We start from the raw sequence: 20,723 nt of genomic DNA on the forward strand, positions 1-20,723 counted from the left end.
TCCTTCGCGTCAGGCGGGCACCGCCTCCGTGCCCCGCGACCGCTCGGCCAACCGCTCGACCGCGGTGGCGACCAGCCGGGCATCCTCCACGGTCACGCGATGCACGGCCCCGGTGATGCGGATGCTCCCGGTGGTCTCCTTCGCAGCGCAGGACGGACCCACCCACAGCTCCACCTCGCCGGGCTCCACGATGCGCTCGAAGGCCAGTCCCGTGAAGGCCAGTCGCGCCGTCGGAACCTGGAAGCGCACCACGGCCTCCTCACCCGGCTCGAGGGTCACCCGCTGGTAGCCCAGCAGCTGGGCGACCGGCCGGGTCACGCTGGCGTGCACGTCCCTGGCGTAGAACTGCACCAGGTCGGTGCCCGCATTCACCCCGGTGTTGCGGATGCGCACGCTCGCCGAGAAGGTTCCGCCGGCGTCGACGGTGGCGTCGGCCTCGAGCGCCGTGCGTTCGAAGGTCGTGTAGGTCAGCCCGTGCCCGAAGGGCAACACCGGGGTGCTGTCCACGCTGGTCACATCGCTCGGCCCGCCGAGGATCGGGTGCAGGTACGAGTACGGCTGCGCGCCCGCCGCCCGCGGCAACGACACGGGCAGGTGCCCGGTCGGCGCGACGGTGCCGGCCAGCACCGCCGCGATGGCGCCGCCGCCGGCCTCGCCGGGGAAGAACGCCTGCAGAACCGCAGCGGGCGCATCCGGCCCGTCGATGGCCCACGCCACGGCGTAGGGGCGGCCGGTCATCAACACCATGACCACGGGGGTGCCGGTGGCCGTGACGGCCTCCACCAGCCGGCGCTGCAGACCGGGGAGCTCCAGGCTCTCCACGTCGTTGCCCTCGCCCACGGTGCCGCGGCCGAACAGCCCGGCCCGGTCGCCGACGACGACCACGGCCACGTCGGACTGCCGGGCCGCCTCCACTGCGGCGGCGAGGAGCGTGTCGTCGTCTCCCTCAACGGCACAGCCGGCGGCGTAGTGGACCTCGGCGCCGGGGAATTCGGCCCGCAGCGACTCGAGCACGGTGGGCATCGACAGCTCAGCGGGCACGTCGGGGTGGTGGGCAAGAACGTGGTTCACGAACGAATAGCAGCCCATCAGCGCCTCGGTGGAGTCCGCGTTCGGCCCCAGCACGGCGATGCTGCGGGGCCCCTGGCCGGCGGTTCCGCCCAGCGGCAGCACGCCCTGGTTGGTCAGCAGCACCAGGGACTCCTCGGCCAGCACCCGCGCCACGCGGCGGTGCTCGGGTGAGTCGAGGTCGATCTCGGTGGGCGCCATGGTGAAGGTCTCGTCCAGCAGGCCCAGGTCCTCCTTCTGCGTGAGCACGCGGAGCACCGCACGATCGATCAGCGTCTCGTCGGTCAGACCGGCCCGCACCCGGTCCATCAGCGGCGCGAGGAAGGCGTCACCGGTGGGCAGTTCCACGTCGATCCCGGCGGCCAGCGCCAGCTCGGCGGCCTCACCGCGGTCGGCGGCGACGGCGTGCATCAGCTGCAGGAATGCCACCGAGAAGTAGTCGGACACGACCACACCGTCGAAGCCCCAGTGGTCCCGGAGGATCTCGGTGAGGTACTCCGGGGTGGCGCCCACGGGCGCTCCGTCGATCTCGGCGTAGGAGTTCATCACACTCCGCACCCCGCCGTCCAGTACCGCCATCTCGAACGGCGGCAGGAACACGTCGTTGATCTCGCGCCGGCCGGCGTGCACCGGGGCGTGGTTGCGACCGGCCTGCGACGCCGAATATCCCACGAAGTGCTTGAGGGTCGCGTGCACACCCTCGGCCTGCAGCCCCCGCACATACGCGGTTCCGATGGTGCCGACGACGTAGGGGTCCTCGGCGATGCACTCGTCCACCCGGCCCCAGCGCGGGTCGCGGATGACGTCCAGCACGGGCGCGAGGCCCTGATGGATGCCGAGCTGCCGCATCGAGCCGCCGATCAGCCGGCCCATCTCCTCGACGAGCTCGGCGTCGAACGCGGCCCCCCAGGCCAGCGGGGTGGGGAAGGTCGCGGCCTTCCACGCGGCGAGCCCGGTCAGGCACTCCTCGTGCACGATGGCGGGGATACCCAGCCGGGTCTGTTCCTTGAGCCGGCGCTGCTCGGCCCACAGCCACTCGGCACGCTCCACCGGGTCGACCGGGCGGGTGCCGTAGACGCGGGTGAGGTGGCCGAGCCCGTGGGTCGTCGCCTCGTCGTACCGGGTCGAGGTGGCCATCTCCCCCGCGAGCGGGGCGACGACTTCACCGCCCTGGTCGACCCAGTATCCAACGAGCTGCGCGAGCTTCTCCTCCAGGGTCATCTGCGCGTGCAGGGCGCGCACGCGTTCGGACACCGGCGGCATTTCGGGGTTGGTCACAACGTTCTCTTTCTACTTCGACAAAAACACTGACGCCACACGCGGGCGGCAGATCAGCCCTTGACCGCGCCGGTGAGCCCGCCGACGATGCGACGCTCGAACAGGGCGAAGAACACCAGGGCGGGAATCATGGACAGGGAGGTGAACGCGAGAACCTTCGCGGTGTCCACGGAGTACTGCGAGGCGAACGATTGCACGCCCAACGGCAGGGTGAACACGGCATCGTTGTTCAGGATGAACAGCGGCAGCAGGTAACTGTTCCAGCTGGCGATGAAGGCCAGGATGCCCACGGTGATGACGCCGGGCATGGCCAGCGGCACGATCATCCGCCAGAAGAAGCCCAGCCGGCTGCAGCCGTCGATGAAGGCAGCCTCCTGGATCTCGTCGGGGATGGCCCGCAGGAACGGCACCAGGATGATGATCGTCGTGGGCAAGGCGAACGCGATCTGCGGCAGGATGACGCCGCCGAGCGAGTTCATCAGGCCCAGGTTCTTCACCACCAGGTACAGCGGGGTGATGGCCACGGTCATCGGGAACATCAGTCCGGCGGCGAACATGGCGTAGAGGATGCCGCGGCCGCGGAACGAGTACCGGGCCAGCACATAGCTGGCCATCAGGCCCAGCAGCACGACGCCGAAGGTGGTGGCGAGCCCGGCGATGAGCGAATTGCCCACCAGTCGCCAGAAGGTACCGCCGGTGAGTACATCGAGGTAGTTGCCGATGTTCCACACGCTCGGCCAGCCGGAGGGGTCCGTGGTGATCTGCGCGTTGGTGCGGAACCCGCCGATGATGATGAACAGCACCGGGGCGAGCATCAGGCCGATCACCAGCACGGCGACGACGTAGGCGACGGGGGTTCCCCAGCGCCTGGCAGCCTTGATCTCGGCCGGCGGGTTGGCCGGCGGCAAGGCCACGGCGGGCGTAGTGAGCACGGTCATTTGCCCGTCCCCTTTCCAGTGATGGCGCCTTCGGTGTCGCGCCGCAGCACGTAGCGCTGGTAGATCAGCGCCACGATCAGGGAGATCAGGAAGAGCACGACGGCCACGGCGTTTCCGTAGCCGTAGTTGCCGGCGTTCCGCCCGTTGGTGACGAGGTACGTCGCCATGGTGGAGGTGCCCGCGGTGGAGGCGATGTACTGGCCCCAGATGATGTAGACGAGGTCGAACAATTGCAGCGCCCCGATGATGGACAGGAACGCCCAGATGCGCAGCGTGGGCGCCAGCAGCGGAAGCGTGATGTGGCGTTGGATCTGCCAGAATGACGCTCCGTCGATGGCCGCTGCCTCCGGCAGTTCCTCGGGGATGCCCTGGAGCCCGGCGAGAAAGAGGATGACGGCGAAGCCAACGTACTTCCAGGTGATGATCACCATGAGGGTCCAGATGGCGATGTCGGGGTTCGACAGCCAGTCCTGGGTGAACGCGCCCAGGCCGACCTTCTCCAGCAGGCCGTTCACGGCGCCGTTGGACTGCAGCATCAGGCTCCAGCCGGTGCCGACGACGACCTCGGAGATGACGTACGGAACGAAGATGAGCACCCGGATGAGCGACTGGCCGCGCAGTTTCCGGTTCAGCAGCAGGGCGAGGAGGATTGCCACCGGCCCCTGCAGAACCAGGGAGAGCACGACGATGACGCCGTTGTGCGTCAGGGCCTCCTGAAAGGTGGGGTCCTGGAGGATGGTGACGTAGTTGCGGAACCCGACGAACTGCGTCGGCGGGCCGTAGCCCTGCCAGCTGAAGAAGCCGTAGTACGCCGCCATGATGACGGGGAAGATCACGAAGCCGAGGAAGACGATCAGCGCGGGCCCGACGAGGACCGCGATCTCTACTCGGGCGCCCCAGTTGACGCGGCGGGGGCGCCGCACGGGCGGGAACCCGGGCGTGGTGCCCGAGTTCCCGCCGCTCGCGAGATCCACCTCTAATCGCGTCGAAGTATTCTCGCGAACTGACATGAGCTGCCTAGGCCTTCTTGGCCGCGTCGTTGACTGCCTGGATCAAGAGTTCCGGGCTGCCCTTGCCGGCGAGGAGGTCGACGACGCCCACGTTGAGGGCGTTTCCGACGTTCTGGCCGTAAACGGTGTCAAGCCACTGCGACACGTACGGTGCAGCGTTGTACGCCTCGATGATCTGCTTGAGGTAGGGCTCGGTGACGGCTTCCTGGGCGACCGTGTTCACGGGCGGGGCGTTGAAGGCCGCGTAGTACTCCTTCTGCACATCGGAGCTGCCGATGTAGTTGAGGAAGTCGAGGCATTCCGGCGGCGCAGAGACCGAGCAGGAGTAGCCGTCCACGCCACCGAGGATGGAGCCGGGCTTGCCTTCGCCGCCGGAGACCTCGGGGAACGGGAACCAGGACAGGTCGGCCAGCGGCTTCTCGTCAGGGGTGAGGGAGGCGATGACGCCCGGGTTCCAGGCACCCATCAGTTCCATGCCAGCCTGGTGGTTGGCCACGAGACCCGCGGAGCTGCCGGCGCCCTGCTGGGCGGCGGTGGTGAGGAAGCCATCGTTGAAGGGCTTGGTGTCGGCGAAGCTCTGGAGGTCCTCGCCGGCCTTGATCCAGCATCCGTCGCTGAAGTCCTTGGTGTCAGCGGCCTGGGCCAGGACGGCCGGGCTGCATTCGCGCAGAGCGAAGAAGTAGAACCAGTGCGCAGCGGGCCACGCGTCCTTGGCGCCGAGCGCGATCGGTGCGACGCCGGTGGCCTTGAGCTTTGCCGCGTCGGCTTCGAGCTCGTCGATCGTGGTGGGGGTCTCGGTGATCCCGGCCGCGTCGAAGAGGTCCTGGCTGTAGAAGATGCCGCCGGGCAGAACCGCGACGGGCATGGCGTAGATCTTGTCCTCGAGGCTGTTCGCGATGAACGACCCCTCGGGGATCTCGTCTTTCACCTGGTCGGAGATGCCGCCGGTGATGTCCATCAGCTGGCCAGCCGCGACCATGGCCGCCATCTTGCCGCCACCGCGCTGCAGGAAGATGTCGGGTGCGTCGCCGGAGTTGAGCGCCGTCTGCAGCTTGCCGTCCAGGTCTTCGTTCTGGATGGCCTGGATCTTGATGGTCACATTGGGGTTGGCCGTCTCGAAGTCCGCAACGGTCTTCTTCCAGAATTCCTGGCCGGGGCCGGTGGTGGAGTTCTGCCAGAGGCTCATGGTGACGTCGCCGCCGGATGACGACCCGTCGCCCGTGGAGTCGCCGCTACAGGCCGTCAGGCCCAGGGCACCGAGGCCCAGGACCAGGGTTCCCGCGAAGATTCTCTTCGCTGTGGTGTGGTTCACCTTCATTGGTTCAACCTTTTCTCTTCATTGAGGGACGCCATCGGTCATCGATGGTCTTGGTGTGGAGCCGCGCCCTGTCGGGCAGTGCTGTATTTTCGGCCTTCGGCACGCCCACTGCGATGGCCCGTCCGACATCCGAATTGCCTCAGTGTCACAGTCAGAAAAAATAGTGTCAAACGTTTTCGAAAACAGTTTCCAAACGTCCTATGCTGATCCCATGTCTCCCCGTGCCACGATCCATGACGTCGCCGCCGCCGCAGGCGTGTCCGTCGCCACGGTCTCCAAGGCGGTCAACGGCCGGTACGGCATCTCGGCCGCGACCACAGCGCGGGTGCTCGACGTGGTGCAGCAGCTCGGCTACGAGTCAAGCCTGGTCGCCAGCAGCATGCGCTCCCGCCGCACCAGCGTCATCGGCATCCTGGTGGCGGATTTTGAGCCCTTCAGCGCCGAGATCCTCAAGGGCGTCGGTGTCGCCCTGCAGGATTCCGGCTATGACCTACTCGCCTACAGCGGGTCGCGGCAGCGGGAGACCAACGGCTGGGAGCGGCGGTCGCTGAGCCGGCTCAGCGGCACGTTGATCGACGGCGCCATCATGGTCACCCCCACGGTGGATACCACCTCCACCGAGATTCCCGTCGTGGCCATCGACCCGCACACCGGCCGGGCCGACCTCCCCACGGTCGAGTCGGACAGCTTCGGCGGCGCCCTGCAGGCCACCCGCTACCTCATCGAACTCGGCCACCGGCGGATCGGTTTCCTCGGCGGCCGTCCGGACCTGCGCAGCGCCACCCTCCGAGAGGCCGGTTATCGCCAGGCGCTGGCGGATGCGGGCATCCCGTTCAACCCGGCGCTGGTGCGAGTCGGCCTGTACAAACGCGACACGGCCAAGGCGCCGGCAGCGTCGCTGCTGTCGATGACCGACCGCCCCACTGCGGTGTTCGCCGCGAACGACCTGTCCGCGATCGCGATCATCCAGGTCGCCGCGGAGCTCGGGATCGAGGTGCCGGGCGACCTCTCGGTGATCGGCTTCGACGACATCCCCGAAGCATCGCAGATGAACCCCGCGCTGACCACCATCCGGCAGCCCATGAAGCGGCTCGGCGCCACCGCCGCCGGGATGCTCGTCTCCCTGCTGAACGGCGACTCCCTGCCGCAAAACCACATCCGGCTCCCCACCGGGCTCGTGCGCCGGGCGACGACGGCGCCCCCGCGCGTGTAGTTGCCGTGCGTGATTACGAGCTCAGGTGCTCAGACAGTTCGTCGAGCGTCTCGCGTGCAAGCGCCTGGACCACTGCGTCGTGGTTGGCCCAGGGTGCCGTCTGCTCGGTCAGTACTTTGACGAGCGCGCGCAGCCGTCCCCGGCTCTGCTGACCCAGGCCGAACAGCGCGTCGCTGGCATCGTCCATGCACGCCAGGAGCACGACTGCGTCCTCAGCGTGGTGGCCCCGCGCTCGGGTGTCCGCCAGAGCCGGCGCCCTGCAGGAGCGCGGCGGCCTGGAAGAAAGTGATCGCCTCAGTTTCAAGGTGGAGCGCAGAGTTCACATCTACGGTCGTGCGCGGGGCTGGAAGCTCCGCCAACTCCGCGTGGAGCTTCACCATGAGGCCACCGACCCAGAGTCCAGGAGCTGTGCGGCAGCAGCCGCGCGAGCTCGAAGGCTCCCATGTAGGACCATATGTGTCAATGATGCGGGCAGGCGCCTCGGGAAGGCTCAGGCAGACTGCACGAGCGCGAAAACGATACCAGCGGCGACGATGAGGGCTCCGGCGATGGGCCAGCTCAGTCGAGGTCGTCGCGCACCAATGATCATGGACAGGGCGGCCAGAAGACCCAGCACCATCGCCCAGATCGGAGCGAGGACGTAGGGGCGCCACGCTTCCGTGCACGCATCCGCGACATCGGGTCGGGGCTCGAGCCCGTAGTTCGGCACCCAGCAGGTGAGGACCAGACGTCCGCCCTGATACAGGGCGAGCGTTCCGAGAACGACGAGGGAGACGGCGACGGCGGTGATGCCTACCCACATCGAGATGAGCATGGACGTCTTTCGGCGAATGTCGGATTCGGCTGCGCTGCTAAGCAGTTCGCGGGACTCAGAGAACTCAAGCACGGGTGAATCCACAACATCCATGTCACGCCTCCATCTTCAGGAGCATATGCCAGGCTGTCGTGTGCGCTGTGCCGGTCCGCAGGGAACCGCACGTCGCCCGGGAACACGCTTCCGAGGCTGAGTCCGCAGAGCTTCTCGTCGGGCACGCTGTCGACGATGGCCAAGGGGGCCTGGCAGAACATCTTGTACGTCTCGAAGTCGTACTGCCCCGCTCCGAGCACGACGATGACGACAACGTCGCCTGAAGTAGACAACGTCGCCTGAAGTATTTGTCGCGGTGATGGCTCAGTAACCCTTGCTCGGGCTGCGCCGTTCTGAGTCGAAGGGTCCGATCTGGATGCCGCTCATGTATTCGGGGTCGATGCAGACCGTCGCCGGAAGAGCCACGGCGTGCGCCTTGATGGAGCCGGTGATCGTGACATTCAAACCGTCAACAGGTGTCGGATCGGACGCACAGTCACCGTTGGACTGTGAGGCGTCGACCACATGGATCCAGGCGTACGCTTGCCCACCGGGCGCTACAGAAACCGTGGTGCCCGCCCGCGAGTAGACGTCAGAGTGCTCTTGCGTACCGATCGCTGCCCCATCGGGAGCGGCCCAGGTCACGTCCGGAAACCCGACCGTGTCGCAGGCATCGTTACCGGTGTTCGTGAAGCTGAGGTAGTAGATGCCCGGGGTGCCGCTAGGGTCTGCTCCCAACTCCACGGTCAAGTCGTCGGGGCATGCCGCCGCCGGCGCGGCAGCCGGCGCCACAGTAGCTGGCGCAGGAGCGCCCGTAGCGGTGGGGAGGGCAGTCGCTGTGGGGGAAGCCGGCACGGGAGAAGAGCTAGAAGCGTCACCGCCTCCAGCCGACGTGCAACCGGCGAGGACCAGGGCCACTCCAACGGCGGCGGACAGTGACATGAACCCGTGCATCTTCCCCATGCGATGAATCTAACGGTCAGTCGGCCAGAACATGTACAACGTGCCCGCCCCAGAACGGGAAGGACAATCTTGTCATTTGACGTCCCCTTGTCACGAAAGACCTGATGGGGATCGGCGTGACGATGTGTGTGGGGATCGCGATTCACCATACAGATTCAAGGTCGGGGTGCAACCAGAATCAGAAGTGGTGAAAGCCACTCTCATCTGGCGCACCGGACGTGAACCGGTTGTCGCTCGCAAGACCCGCACAGTTGGGCAGGCGCCCACCGACGCCGGGCCGTCGTTCGCACACATCGCTTTCGTCCAGACCGGAGTCGAGAGCGGAGTTTATTGGCACTGAGTAAAAAGAAAAGGCCCCATGATCGGCGAAATTCCTGATCAAAGGGCCTTTGTGTGTAGCGGGAGCGGGAATTGAACCCGCGACACCACGATTATGAGCCGTGTGCTCTAACCAACTGAGCTACCCCGCCTTAGGCCTTCAGAGCTTAGCTCCCAAGCCTGAGCCCCCTGTGGGAATCGGACCCACTACCTCTTCCTTACCAAGGAAGTGCTCTACCAATGAGCTAAGGGGGCAAAACTTCATAGTTCTGAAGCTGAACCGTGCTTTTGGCAACCGGTAAACATTATCACCTCGCGAGACCTCTCTGCGACACGGGGTGCTCATCCGCCGCGATTGTGACGCCGGGCAGCACCCAGGCGGTGAACGATGCGCCGGTGGCGGCCAGGTGCAGACCCTCGGGGTCGGCAGTGAAGACGGCCGGTCCCAGCTTTGCCAGCAGGGTGCCGACGGCGCCTCCCAGCGGCACCGCCCAGACGGGCAGGGTCACGTCCGCCGCAGCCCGGGTGGCGAGCAGCAGTACACTCTCCCCCGCGCTCTCGCGCACGTACACGAGCGCGTCGTCGCCCACGTGCAGCCAGCGGAGCCCGCCGGTGCTGAGCACCTCGTGCGCCCGGCGCAGGCCGATCAGCGCCGCGTAGAGATCGATGGTGCCGGCCACCTCCGGGTCGGTCACGCTGGACCAGGGCATCGGGGTGCGGGAATGCTCGCCGTCGATGCCGGCCAGGCCGAACTCGTCGCCGGCGAACACCACCGGGATGCCCGGCAGGGTCACCGAGAGCCCCACCGCCACCGGCACCGCTTCGGCGTCGGCATGGGTGCGGAAGCGGGCGGTGTCGTGGGTGTCGAGGGCGTTCATGGTGGCCAGCCGGGTGCGCCAGGGGAAACCGGCGGCGAAGCGAGTGTGCGCCCGGTGGAACTGGACGCCGGTATGCGCCGGGATGCTGCCCAGCGGCACCCCGAAGAACGACGGCACCGAGTCGGGCCGGCAGAGCCACGACCAGAGCGGCTTGGTGAAGTTGGCGTAGGTCATCGCGCCGTGCCAGGCATCGCCCTGGAAGTCGGCCGCGGCGTCGTTGGTGAATTCGCCGAGCAGGATGGTGTCGGGGTTCACCTCGATCATGGTCTGCCGGATGGCTTGGCGGACCTCGGCGTTGAGGTCCTCGTCGCCGAGGCGGCCGGTCATGTTCGCCACGTCGATGCGCCAACCGTCCAGGTTGAACGGCGGCTCCAGCCATTTGGCAACCACCGAGTCCGCGCCCTCGATGAACCGGCGGCGGAGCTCAGGGGAGGTCCAGTTGAACTTGGGCAGCTCTGGCACGCCGAGCCAGGACATGTAGTCGCGCTGCTCGGCGTCGAGCCAGTAGTAGAAGGCACTCTCGGGCGCCGCCGGGGTGCCGTGGGCCGCCCGGAACCATTCGTGGCCCTCGCCGGAGTGGTTGGCCGTCAGGTCGCCGATCACCCGGAACCCTCGCGCATGGGCGGCCTCGACGAGCCGGATGAGCGCCGCATCGCCGCCGAGCAGCGGATCGACCTCGGTGAAGGCGGCGGCGTCGTAGCGGTGGTTGGAGCGGCCGGGGAAGACCGGGGTGAGGTAGAGCAGGGTCACGCCGAGCCGGTCAAGGTGATCGAGGTGTTCGGTGATGCCGTCGAGGTCGCCGCCGTAGAACTGGTGCGACCGGCCGGGCGGCAGCTGGTCGACGGCGTCGCCCCACTGGGCCGGCATGGCCCAGTCGGGTGCCTCGCGGGTGTCGGCGGCGGCCGAGCGGCCGAACCGGTCGGGGAAGACCTGATACATCACGCTGGTCGCGGCCCAGTCCGGCGGGGCCGGGTGCGCGACGAGCTTGAAGTCCTCGGAGTCGAGGGTCTCGATGTCATGCAGCCCGCTGGCGTTCAGCCACCAGTGACCGCCGTCGGCCATGCCGATCAGGAACCGGTAGCCGTGCACCGGGTTCTCCACGACGAGGTCCGCGGCCCACCAGGCGTATCCGTCATCGCCGGTGGAGTCGAGCGGACGGGCATCGTCGAAACGCGGCTCCTGGTCGGGGTTGGACCGGGTGCGCACCGTGGCCACGGCACCGAAAGCGAGCGGGACGCGCAGCCGTACAGTGACGACGTCCCCCAGCGCGGGGGCAGGAGTCGACACGTAGAGCGGGGAGCCATCATGGTGCGGAAGGGCGACGAGCGGCAGCGGGCTGTGCGGGAGCAGGTACGGCGGGAGCGCGTGGAGCGACATCCGGCGCTTACTTGACGGAGCCGGCCGTGAGGCCGCCCACGATGTATTTCTGCAGCCACAGGAACAGGGCCATCACCGGTAGGGCCGCGAGCACCGCTCCGGCCGCGAAGACCGAGTAGTTGCTCGAGAACTCCTGCGACACGAACTGGTAGAGGCCCACGGCCAGGGTCTGCTTCTCCGGGGTGATCAGCACGATGCTCGCGATGACGAACTCGTTGGTGGTGCCCACGAAGGAGAGCAGACCGACCACCGCGAGGATGGGCGCGACCAGGCGCAGGATGATGGTGAAGAAGATGCGCGCGTGGCCGGCGCCGTCGAGCTTGGCGGCCTCGTCGATGGAGGCCGGGATCGTGTTGAAGAATCCGTACATCAGGTAGGTGTTCACGCCGAGCGCTCCGCCGAGGTAGACCATGATCAGGCCGATCTGGGTGTCGAGGCCGATGGCAGGGAAGATGTCGGAGATGCCGTTGAGCAACAGGAAGATGGCCACGACAGCCAGCAGCTGCGGGAACATCTGCACGAGCACGAGCATCAGCAGACCGGCCCGGCGGCCGGTGAAGCGCATCCGGGAGAAGGAGTACGCGGCGAGGGCGCCCAGGAACACAGTGCCGGCCGAGGTGATGCCGCCGATCAGCAGGGTGTTGGCGTACCAATCGGCGTAGGGCTGTTGCGGCAGGTTGAACAGGGTGACGTAACTGCCCAGGTCGATCTGGCTGAACAGGCCGTTGGCGGTGATCAGGGTGCCGCCGGGGTGCAGCGACGCCGACAGCACGTAGAGCAGCGGGAAAGCGGAGAAGACCACCATGACGGCGCCGATGAGGTGGCGCCAGCCGGTGGCACGGAACCAGCGGCCGAAGCTGAAGGGGCGCTTCACCGGGATGTAGTCGGTGTCGCTCGGGGCTGCGATGCTCGGTGCGATGGCCATCTCAGTTCAACTCCTCTAGTGCCTTGGTCTGTCTGAAGCTGATGATCGACACGAGGGCCACGAGCACGAAGATCAGGATGGAGAAGGCGCTCGCCAGCCCGTAGTCCCGGCTGGCGCCGACGAAGGCGACCTTGTAGACCATCGAGATGAGGATGTCGGTGGCGCCGACGTTCACCCCGGCCGTGACGTCGCGAGGCCCGCCGTTGGTGAGCATGTAGATGAGGTTGAAGTTGTTGAAGTTGAACGCGAACGAGGCGATCAACAGCGGCGACACCGACACCAGCAGGAGCGGCAGTTTGATCAGCCGGAACACCTGCCAGGGCTTCGCGCCGTCGACCGTGGCGGCCTCCTGCAGCTCGCCGGGGATCGACTGCAGCGCGCCCGTGCAGACGAGGAACATATAGGGGAATCCCAGCCAGAGGTTCACGAAGATGATGCTGAACTTGGCCAGCCATTCGTTGGTGAGCCACGGGATCTCCGCGCCGCCGAAGAGCACCTGGTTGATGAAGCCGAACTGCGGATTGAGCATGCCGGCCCAGACCAGGGCGGAGAGGAACGCGGGGAAGGCATAGGGCAGGATCATCACGACGCGGTAGACGTTGCGGCCGCGCATCCGGAGATCGTTGAAGACGATGGCCAGGAACAGGCCCAGCGCGAACGTCGTGGCCACCGAGAGGAAGGCGAAGGCGAACGTCCACAGCGTGACGCTGATCAGCGGGCCGCGGATGGAGTCGGTGCCGAAGGCCTTGGCGAAGTTGGCCAGGCCCACTTCCACCTTCCAGCCGGGCTGGAGTTCGCTGCCGTCGGCGGCGACGAAGGAACCCTGCGACGGGTCCTCGGTGTAGACCACCCCGGTGCCGGTGTTCGTCATCGTGCCGGCTGCCTCGTCGTAGACGAGGTCGGAGAGGTAGAGGTAGGCGGCGGAGCCGTCCGGGGTGCGCAGGCTTCCGTCGTTCGGGTCGTCGGAGAGGGGCACGGCCACGGCCGCGATGGCCTCCTGGTTGGCCACGATGTCGGCGAAGTTGAGGGTGCTGTAGCCGGGCAGGCCCACGGCCTGGCCGGAGCCGTCCGTTTCGGCATCCGTCACGGTCTTCAGCGGGGAGTCGGCGTTGCCGACGCTGATGTCGCCGTCGGGATCGGTGACCAGGAAGCTGTAGACGCCGGCCTGTTCGAGCACAGTGAGGGCGTAGGTGGGCGAATCGGGCACGCGCTCCTGCGCCGACAGGATGAGCGAGGAGACCGCATCGTCCTTGGTGCTGTTGTGTCCGGTGCCGTAGTTGGTGAAGGCGATGTAGCCGGAGTACCCCACCACGAAGATCTGGAAGATGAGCAGGAAGATCAGGCCGGGGGTGAGGTACTTGGCCGGCAGGCCTTTGACCCGGAAGTAGATCCAGTTGACCGCCACGGTAACGACGAGAACCAGGCCGAAGACCAACCAGTCCTGCTTGGCGAACAGCACGAAGAGGGCGTAGACGCTGATCGCGTCGACGATGCCCAGCACCAGCACCTTGACCAGCAGCACCTTGATGCCGGCGGATGCGGCCTCCGCGATGCGGCTCGCCTGCCGCTGCCTCTTGGCGGCGACGATCTGGGCCCGGTCGTGCCCGGTTCCGGGGGTAGTCATCATTGTCTGCTCTCGATGTGAGGTGCGGGTGCTGCGAGTGCTGCGCTTCTGCGGGTGGTGCGGCGTAGCGGTGATGCGGTGATCGGGTGCGCCCGGCCCCGAAGAGGCCGGGCGCACCCGGGAGGAGCCGGTTGTTACTGGATGGCGGCCGCGATGTCCGCGGTCATCTTCTGCCACAGCTGCACGGGGTCACCCTGGTTGCTGATGATCGCGGCCTCGGTGACGCCCCAGAACTGCCAGACCTTGCCCATTTGCGGGATGTTGGGCATCGGCACGGCCGTGGCGCCGACGGCGCCGAAGCCGGCGGTGATCGGGTCGGAGCTGGCAGCTTCGAACGCGGCAGTGAGCGCCGGCGGGCGCCCGCCGACCTCGTAGAGCGCGGTCTGCACGTCTTCGCTGCCGATGTAGTTCACCAGGAACTCGTTGGCGGCGATGGCGTTCTTGGTCTTGGCGCTGACCATGAAGCCCTGCACACCCACGAAGGGCTGAGCGGGCTGGCCGCCGGCCGAGGGAACGGCGTCGACGGACACGTCGATGCCGGCGGCCTGGGCGTCCGGCACGTTCCACGGTCCGGTGAGCAGGAACGGGGAGGCGCCGGCGTAGAACTTCTCCTTGGCGATGTCGCCGGTGAGGTTGACGCTCATCCGCCCGGCCGCACCCTCGGCGGCGAGCCAGGTGGCGAAGGCCTCGCCACCGGCGTTGCCCACGGTGAGGTCATCGGGGTTGTAGCTGCCGTCGGCGTTGGTGCCGAAGACCGGGGCGCCGAAGGAGGTCTGGAACGGGTAGAGGTGGTACGGGTCGGCCTCGGGGCCGATTTGCACGAGGTAGGGGAACTCGGTGCCCGCTGCGGTGCCGGCGGCGACCATGTCGTCGAAGGTGGCCGGGGCCGTGGGCGCGAGGGCCGTGTTGCGCAGCAGCGCGATGTTCTCGATCGAGTACGGCACGCCGTAGGTCTTGCCCTCGTAGCTCATGGCGGTGACGGCGACCTGCTGGTAGTCGGCCGCGGTGTCGCCGAGCTCCACGGGCTGCACGACGCCGTTGCTCACGAAGTTGCCCAGCCAGTCGTGGGCGGCGATCGTGATGTCGGGGCCCTTGCCGGTGGGAACCTGCGCGATGAACTCTTCCTGGATCTTGGCGAAGTCCTTCTGCACGAGCTTGACCTTGACGCCGGATTCCTTGGTGAAGGCCGCGGCGGCGTCCTTCAGCACGGCGGCGCGGTCGGCGTCGACCCACACTGTCAAGGTGCTGGAATCGGCGTCCGAGGCAGCGCCGCTCGAGTCGGATCCAGCCGAGCATCCGGCCAGGGCCAGGGACGCCGCGACGGCTATCGCGCCGGCGGCGAGCAGGCCATTCTTCTTCACCATCATTGGTGTGCCTTTCGTAATCAACATTGACATTTGTGCAAGCGGTTACATGTATACCTGTCATTTTCTCGTTTAGCAACCCAGTGTGTGGTTATCTACAGCGCTCAGGTCGATTTGCGACCTTGGATTAATGGAAGCGCTTGCACGTTCTCTGGAATGCCGTAGTCTGTCCGTCATGACAGGCACAGAGTGGTGGCGTACCGCCGTTATCTATCAGATCTACCCACGGTCGTTCGCTGACGCGAACGGCGACGGCATGGGCGACCTCGCGGGCATCCGTTCCCGCCTGCCCCAGCTGGCCGAGCTCGGGGTGGATGCCATCTGGCTCTCGCCGTTCTACCGGTCGCCGCAGCGCGACGCGGGCTACGACGTCTCGGACTACTGCGACGTCGATCCGCTCTTCGGCACCCTCGCCGATTACGACGCCATGCAGGATGCCGCGCACGCGCTGGGCATCCGGGTGATCGTGGACATCGTGCCCAACCACTCCTCCAGCGACCACCCCTGGTTCCAGGCCGCCCTGGCCGCCGGGCCGGGCAGCGAGGAGCGCGGGCACTACATCTTCCGCGACGGCCGCGGCGAGAACGGCGAACTCCCGCCGAACAACTGGGAGTCTGTCTTCGGCGGCAACGCCTGGACCCGCACCGTGAACCCCGACGGCACGCCCGGCCAGTGGTACCTGCACCTCTTCGACACCACCCAGCCCGACTTCGACTGGGACAACGAGTGGGTGCGCACCCAGTTCCGGGACGTGCTGCGCTTCTGGCTCGACCGCGGCGTCGACGGCTTCCGGGTGGACGTGGCCCACGGCATGATCAAGGCCAAGGGTCTGCCCGACTACACCCCGCCGGTCGACGGCGGCAGCATGGGCGGGGCCACCTCGCTCGAGCCCGGCGTCGTGGCCGAGGAAGTGGCCGGCGCGCCCTACTGGGCGCAGGACGGCGTGCACGACATCTACCGCGACTGGCGCCTGGTACTCGACGAGTACGAGGGCGACCGGATCCTCGCCGCCGAGGCCTGGGTCGACCCGCTCGACCGGGTGGCCCAGTGGGTGCGCTCCGACGAGATGCACCAGGCCTTCAACTTCGCCTACCTCGAGACCCCGTGGGAGGCCGCTCCGCTGAAGCGCGTGATCGACGACTCCCTGGCCGCGTTCAGCGCCGTGGGCGCCCCGAGCACCTGGGTGCTCTCCAACCACGACGTCGTGCGCCACGCGTCCCGGCTGGCCCTGACCGCGGACAACCTGCAGGGTCACGGCATCGGACCGAACACCGTCGGGCTGCCCGACACCCAGGTGGGCCTGCGCCGGGCCCGCGCCGCATCCGCCTTGATGCTGTCGCTGCCCGGGTCGAGCTACATCTATCAGGGCGAGGAACTCGGTCTGCCCGAGGTCATCCACCTGCCCGACTCCTCCCGCGAGGACCCCACCTGGTTCCGCACCAACGGGGAGCGCTACGGCCGCGACGGCTGTCGCGTGCCGATCCCGTGGGAGGCCGCCTCTCCGTCGTACGGCTTCGGCCCCAGCCCGGCCAGCTGGCTCCCCCAGCCGGCCGAATGGGCCACCCTGGCCCGGGATGCACAGGAGGGCGTCGAGGGATCGACGCTGGAGCTCTACACGCTCGCGCTCAAGCTGCGCCGGGAGCACGGTCTCGGGCTCGGTTCGGTGGAGTGGCTGCCGTCACCCAGCGACAGTGTGCTCGTATTCCGCAACGGGAATGTCATTGTGGTGGCCAACACCGGCGACCAGCCCGTGGAGCTGCCCGACGGCACCCTACTGCTCAGCAGCGAGCTCCTCGAAGGACGCACCCTCCCCGGCGACACCACCGCCTGGCTGCAGGCCTGATCCCGGCCGCACAGCGGCGGCCACCCCGCATCCTGCACAACGTCTTCTCATCGGGCGCTCACACCCTGCTCCCAGCGAGTGCCGATGTGCGGGATGCCAGACTGGGGTGGTCGCCGCTCTGTGCGCGCGGCATCGTTGGAGAGCCGCACTGTGTGATCGCAACACGGTGGATGACGGCGTTGGTGGATGAGGGAGAACTCGTGACGGACCTGGACGCCGAATGGCCGACCGACCTCCGAGCGCTCCGGACCGAGCTGACGCGCTTCATGATGTCGTACAAGTTCGCGACCGACGAGATGATGACCAAGGTCAACATCCTCAAGGAAGAGTTCAGTGCGATCCATGACTACAGCCCGATCGAGCACGTCAGCCACCGGCTGAAGTCCCCGGAAGGCATCCTCAAGAAGGCCACCCGCAAGGGCTACCCGCTGCACCTCGAGGGCATCCGGGAAAACATCCAGGACATCGCGGGCATCCGCATCACCTGCAGTTTCATCTCGGACACCTATCGGGTGCTGGAGATGCTGACCAGCCAGCAGGACATCACGGTTCTGCAGGTCAAGGACTACATCAAGAACCCGAAGCCGAACGGCTACAAGAGCCTGCACCTGATCGTGGCGATCCCGGTCTTCATGTCCGACCGGGTGCAGCCCGTGACCGTCGAGGTGCAGATCCGCACCGTGGCGATGGACTTCTGGGCCAGCCTCGAGCACAAGATCTTCTACAAGTACGACGGTGCCGTGCCGACAGCCCTCGTGAGCGAGCTCAAACAGGCCGCGGATGTGGCGCACCGGCTGGACGTGGACATGGAGCGCCTGCACGACCAGGTGGTGTCGCTGGGCACCGTCACCGAGCCGGTGGCGCAGCGCGAACTGCAGTCCGCACCGAACGGAGCCGAGAGCATGCCGTTCCCGTTGCCTCGCTCACTGCTCGAGGCGTTCCTGGCCAAGGCCGTCTGAGCCGGCCCACTCGCCGGTCGAGACCCCGCGGGCCGAACTCCGAAGCCGGCAAACTCGGTGGTCGAGCCTGTCGAGACCCCGCGGGCCGACCTGGCTGCCGGTGGCCTAGTTGGTGTTGGCGCGGAGCCAAACCAGCGGGTCCACCTTGGTGCCGCTGATGCCGCCGAGGCGGATCTCGAAGTGCAGGTGCGGGCCGGTCGACATTCCCGTGGAGCCGACCTTGCCGATGACCTGGCCGACCTTCACGACATCGCCGGTCTTCAGCAGCATCGAGCCGTGGATCATGTGCGCGTAGACGCTGGAGACCAGTTCGCCGTTGATCATGTGGTCGATGACCATGTGCACGCCGAGGCTGCCTTCGCCGTCTTCGGTGTAGCTGACGACGCCGTCCGCGATCGACTGGATGGGAGCACCGAGGCCGGGGTTGAAGTCCTGGCCGCCGTGGTTGACCGAGCAGCCGGCGCAATTGCGGTAGCCGAACTGGTCGCCGACGTGCACACCCACCGCGAACGGCCACTGAATGGTGCCGTTCGGGTTGTTGGTGAACGCATCCTCGAGGCGGATGCCGCTGGCCGCGGCGACTTCGGCGATGGACTTCGATTCGAAGCTGTCCTGCTCCACCGTGATGGTGTCCGAGCCGCTGGCGAGGTTGAGGACCTGGGCAGGGCCGCCGTCGGCGGGCTTCAGCGCCTGGTGTGCCGCGGCCTGCACGTCGCTGGAGGACAGCAGGGCATCGGCGGGAATCGAGGTGGCCACGGCCATCAGAGCCACGAACGTCATCGCGACGATCGATCCGCTGCGGGCGGCGAGCATGCGCATGCGGTGGTGGCCGGAGCGCGTGGACACCGGAATGCGCTTGGCCGGGGCCGGCAGCGCACGGGTGCGCGGTACGAACTCAGGCAGCACACGCTCGGCCTCGGGCGACTCCAGGGGCGCCTGTGCGGCCGGAGCGGCGGTCACGGCGGGCGTGGCCTCATCCATCGCCTGCGCGGCGCGCAGCTGGGCGCGCAGGGCCGCCCGGGAGGGCAGTGGGATCGAGGTCGTCGTGGTGTTCGGCGACACGTCGGTGGGAAGCTGCTCGTAGGCCGGCTCAGCGGGCAGGGCGAGATCCGCTTCGCGCACGACGACGGACTCGACATGCGGCTCATTCAGCTCGGCTTCCACTACGAGAAGCACCTCGGGCGTGAGCTCTGCGGCGGGGGCGGCAACAAAGTCGGTGGAATGGTGGCCTGCGGCCGGCGCGTCCGCTACGGGGGCGGCGTCTTCGGCGAGCCGGCGCTCGAGTTCACGCTGTTCACGGCGGGTCAACGCCCGCTGTGGGGCGTTCGACGGGGCCGGGAACGGCGACAATTCGTCGTCTTGTGAGGGGTCACTCGAGTCGGGTGCGGAGGCATCCGAAAACGGGGAGTGACGTGACAAGGGCGGGAACTTTCAGCGCGACGGACAAGGAAAAAGCGGGTGATTTGGCTCTAGCCAAAGTAACGAATAGATAAAGGCTAGCTTGCGAGCCGCCAAAATTCCATTTCGCGCCGACGAATCACACCCGAAAAAGGGGTCGCGCGCACCCCGCCCGGGCACTCCAGGCCACCTCGATCACGGCACGGGAACCGGCGTCTGACCCGGCATCGCAAGGGACGCGCCGGTGGCACCGCCGGGGATTTCTCATATGTCGTCGTCGGCCATAAATTCTTCGAAAAGTTTCGTCAGCAGCGGCTCGGCCGCGCGGTAGAGATCGGGGGCGGCCGCGATGAGAAGGCTCTGGCCTTCACGGTCGTCGCCGAATGCTCCGACCCGGGCGCCGGACTCTGCGGCGACGAGGGCGCCGGCGGCGTGGTCCCACGGCTTCAGTCCGCGCTCGTAGTAGAGGTCGAGCCGGCCGGCCGCCACCGCGCACAGATCGAGGGAGGCGGCGCCCATCCGGCGCACGTCGCGTACCTCGTGGATGAGGCCCTGCAGCACCTGCGCCTGGCGGGTGCGCCGGGCGGAGTCGTAGGAGAAGCCCGTTCCGAACAGGGCCAGCGATAACGGCGCTCCGCTGCCCACCTGGAGGCGACGGCCGTTGAGATGAGCGCCGTGGCCGGCGCGTGCCGAGAACAGTTCGTCGATGGCGGGGTTGCGCACCGCGCCGGCCAGGGCTGTCCAGGTGGCCGGGTCGGCGTCGCCCTCGACCACGGCGATGCTCACGCCGTAGAAGGGGATGCCGTAGAGGTAGTTGACGGTACCGTCGATAGGGTCCACAACCCAGGTGAGGCCCGAGGTACCGGTGGTGGCGGTGGACTCCTCGCCGTAGAAACCGTCGTCGGGTCGCGCGTCCGCCAGCAACCCGCGGATCAAGGCCTCGGTCTCACGGTCGGCCAGGGTCACCACGTCCTCAGGGGAGGACTTCGACGCGGCGATCTCCACGCCCTCGTCGCGACGCCGACGGGCCAGCTCTCCGGCGACCGTGGCGGTCTCCTGGGCGAGGGCGAGCAGTTCGGCTGTGGCTGCAGTGGTCATCCGCCCACGGTACGCCACGGCCGCCCGGCGGCGACAGGAGTCGGGGCATCCGACGGCTTAACGCACGAACGCGCCGGAGGTCCGGCGCGTTCGTTGTGCTGTGTTCGTGCAGTTCTTGCTGTGGCGAGTGCGAGATTCGAACTCACGAAGGCTACGCCGTCTGATTTACAGTCAGATCCCTTTGGCCGCTTGGGTAACTCGCCAGTGCATACCCGACCATATGTGACCACGTGACCGGAGACGCTCAGACAGAATACAAGCCAGAGGGCCCAAGTGCGAAATCAGGGTGGGCGACCCGCCGCTC

At 67.4% G+C, this 20,723-nt stretch carries 16 protein-coding genes and 3 tRNA genes; 3 read left to right on the forward strand and 16 right to left on the reverse strand.

What is annotated here, in order from left to right; all coding sequences use genetic code 11:
• Positions 1-9: 9 nt before the first annotated feature.
• From DOE79_RS09915 to DOE79_RS09930, 4 genes are all read right to left on the reverse strand, one after another.
• Entirely contained in the window at positions 10-2,331 is a 2,322-nt protein-coding gene (locus tag DOE79_RS09915; RefSeq protein WP_120340265.1) for a beta-xylosidase/alpha-l-arabinosidase, read from the reverse strand.
• Between the two features lie 68 nt (positions 2,332-2,399).
• Positions 2,400-3,284 (reverse strand): carbohydrate ABC transporter permease, encoded by an 885-nt coding sequence (locus DOE79_RS09920; RefSeq protein ID WP_120338359.1) that lies wholly within the window; start codon positions 3,282-3,284, stop codon positions 2,400-2,402.
• On the reverse strand, positions 3,281-4,294 hold the full coding sequence (locus DOE79_RS09925) for a carbohydrate ABC transporter permease (protein WP_120338360.1): 1,014 nt from the start codon (positions 4,292-4,294) through the stop codon (positions 3,281-3,283). Before DOE79_RS09925 ends, DOE79_RS09920 begins: the two co-directional genes overlap by 4 nt.
• A gap of 7 nt (positions 4,295-4,301) precedes the next feature.
• A complete protein-coding gene (locus DOE79_RS09930; RefSeq protein WP_120338361.1) occupies positions 4,302-5,612 on the reverse strand; it encodes an extracellular solute-binding protein in 1,311 nt (436 codons plus the stop codon).
• Between the two features lie 211 nt (positions 5,613-5,823).
• On the opposite strand from DOE79_RS09930, the gene DOE79_RS09935 reads away from it, so the two are divergent.
• Positions 5,824-6,825 (forward strand): LacI family DNA-binding transcriptional regulator, encoded by a 1,002-nt coding sequence (locus DOE79_RS09935; protein ID WP_120338362.1) that lies wholly within the window; start codon positions 5,824-5,826, stop codon positions 6,823-6,825.
• A 13-nt stretch (positions 6,826-6,838) separates the two neighbouring features.
• Here DOE79_RS09935 and DOE79_RS20530 read toward each other — a convergent pair whose 3' ends face one another.
• The 9 genes from DOE79_RS20530 to DOE79_RS09975 form a co-directional block, all read right to left on the reverse strand.
• Positions 6,839-7,012 (reverse strand): hypothetical protein, encoded by a 174-nt coding sequence (locus DOE79_RS20530; protein ID WP_162942699.1) that lies wholly within the window; start codon positions 7,010-7,012, stop codon positions 6,839-6,841.
• A 303-nt stretch (positions 7,013-7,315) separates the two neighbouring features.
• Complete coding sequence (locus DOE79_RS09940; RefSeq protein WP_162942700.1) at positions 7,316-7,711, reverse strand: hypothetical protein; 396 nt, start codon at positions 7,709-7,711, stop codon at positions 7,316-7,318.
• A 285-nt stretch (positions 7,712-7,996) separates the two neighbouring features.
• Entirely contained in the window at positions 7,997-8,416 is a 420-nt protein-coding gene (locus DOE79_RS09945; RefSeq protein ID WP_220094323.1) for a DUF4232 domain-containing protein, read from the reverse strand.
• Between the two features lie 615 nt (positions 8,417-9,031).
• Positions 9,032-9,105: transfer RNA gene (locus DOE79_RS09950), tRNA-Met, on the reverse strand.
• A gap of 31 nt (positions 9,106-9,136) precedes the next feature.
• A tRNA-Thr gene (locus tag DOE79_RS09955) sits at positions 9,137-9,208 on the reverse strand.
• Between the two features lie 53 nt (positions 9,209-9,261).
• The gene (locus DOE79_RS09960) at positions 9,262-11,208 is read right to left on the reverse strand and encodes a glycoside hydrolase family 13 protein (protein WP_120338365.1); all 1,947 of its coding nucleotides are present in this window, start codon (positions 11,206-11,208) and stop codon (positions 9,262-9,264) included.
• A gap of 7 nt (positions 11,209-11,215) precedes the next feature.
• Entirely contained in the window at positions 11,216-12,133 is a 918-nt protein-coding gene (locus tag DOE79_RS09965; RefSeq protein WP_120338366.1) for a sugar ABC transporter permease, read from the reverse strand.
• A 1-nt stretch (position 12,134) separates the two neighbouring features.
• Positions 12,135-13,760, reverse strand: a complete 1,626-nt coding sequence (locus DOE79_RS09970; protein ID WP_120338367.1) for an ABC transporter permease subunit — start codon at positions 13,758-13,760, stop codon at positions 12,135-12,137.
• A gap of 131 nt (positions 13,761-13,891) precedes the next feature.
• Entirely contained in the window at positions 13,892-15,124 is a 1,233-nt protein-coding gene (locus DOE79_RS09975) for a sugar ABC transporter substrate-binding protein (protein WP_120338368.1), read from the reverse strand.
• Between the two features lie 172 nt (positions 15,125-15,296).
• Between DOE79_RS09975 and DOE79_RS09980 the strand changes: the two genes are divergently transcribed.
• Positions 15,297-16,964, forward strand: a complete 1,668-nt coding sequence (locus DOE79_RS09980) for a glycoside hydrolase family 13 protein (protein ID WP_245977260.1) — start codon at positions 15,297-15,299, stop codon at positions 16,962-16,964.
• 200 nt (positions 16,965-17,164) lie between these two features.
• Positions 17,165-17,923, forward strand: a complete 759-nt coding sequence (locus DOE79_RS09985; protein WP_342767960.1) for a GTP pyrophosphokinase — start codon at positions 17,165-17,167, stop codon at positions 17,921-17,923.
• A 105-nt stretch (positions 17,924-18,028) separates the two neighbouring features.
• Here DOE79_RS09985 and DOE79_RS21040 read toward each other — a convergent pair whose 3' ends face one another.
• The 3 genes from DOE79_RS21040 to DOE79_RS10000 all read right to left on the reverse strand — a co-directional run bounded on the left by DOE79_RS21040 (position 18,029) and on the right by DOE79_RS10000 (position 20,622).
• Positions 18,029-19,273: a M23 family metallopeptidase gene (locus DOE79_RS21040; protein WP_220094327.1), complete on the reverse strand. Its 1,245-nt coding sequence runs from the start codon at positions 19,271-19,273 to the stop codon at positions 18,029-18,031.
• 312 nt (positions 19,274-19,585) lie between these two features.
• Complete coding sequence (locus DOE79_RS09995; protein ID WP_120338372.1) at positions 19,586-20,419, reverse strand: inositol monophosphatase family protein; 834 nt, start codon at positions 20,417-20,419, stop codon at positions 19,586-19,588.
• A 121-nt stretch (positions 20,420-20,540) separates the two neighbouring features.
• Positions 20,541-20,622, reverse strand: a tRNA-Tyr gene (locus DOE79_RS10000).
• Between the last annotated feature and the right edge of the window lie 101 nt (positions 20,623-20,723).

The organism is Cryobacterium soli, assembly GCF_003611035.1.
In the GTDB taxonomy this organism is placed as follows: Bacteria; Actinomycetota; Actinomycetes; order Actinomycetales; family Microbacteriaceae; genus Cryobacterium; species Cryobacterium soli.

Excerpts from the sequence above, each read along its gene's own strand:
- DOE79_RS09915 (WP_120340265.1), bottom strand. The coding sequence starts at position 2,331 with ATGCCGCCGGTGTCCGAACGCGTGCGCGCCCTGCACGCGCAGATGACC.
- DOE79_RS09920 (WP_120338359.1), bottom strand. The coding sequence starts at position 3,284 with ATGACCGTGCTCACTACGCCCGCCGTGGCCTTGCCGCCGGCCAACCCG.
- DOE79_RS09925 (WP_120338360.1), bottom strand. The coding sequence starts at position 4,294 with ATGTCAGTTCGCGAGAATACTTCGACGCGATTAGAGGTGGATCTCGCG.
- DOE79_RS09930 (WP_120338361.1), bottom strand. The coding sequence starts at position 5,612 with ATGAAGGTGAACCACACCACAGCGAAGAGAATCTTCGCGGGAACCCTG.
- DOE79_RS09935 (WP_120338362.1), top strand. The coding sequence starts at position 5,824 with ATGTCTCCCCGTGCCACGATCCATGACGTCGCCGCCGCCGCAGGCGTG.
- DOE79_RS20530 (WP_162942699.1), bottom strand. The coding sequence starts at position 7,012 with ATGGACGATGCCAGCGACGCGCTGTTCGGCCTGGGTCAGCAGAGCCGG.
- DOE79_RS09960 (WP_120338365.1), bottom strand. The coding sequence starts at position 11,208 with ATGTCGCTCCACGCGCTCCCGCCGTACCTGCTCCCGCACAGCCCGCTG.
- DOE79_RS09965 (WP_120338366.1), bottom strand. The coding sequence starts at position 12,133 with ATGGCCATCGCACCGAGCATCGCAGCCCCGAGCGACACCGACTACATC.
- DOE79_RS09970 (WP_120338367.1), bottom strand. The coding sequence starts at position 13,760 with ATGATGACTACCCCCGGAACCGGGCACGACCGGGCCCAGATCGTCGCC.
- DOE79_RS09975 (WP_120338368.1), bottom strand. The coding sequence starts at position 15,124 with ATGATGGTGAAGAAGAATGGCCTGCTCGCCGCCGGCGCGATAGCCGTC.
- DOE79_RS09980 (WP_245977260.1), top strand. The coding sequence starts at position 15,297 with ATGACAGGCACAGAGTGGTGGCGTACCGCCGTTATCTATCAGATCTAC.
- DOE79_RS09995 (WP_120338372.1), bottom strand. The coding sequence starts at position 20,419 with ATGACCACTGCAGCCACAGCCGAACTGCTCGCCCTCGCCCAGGAGACC.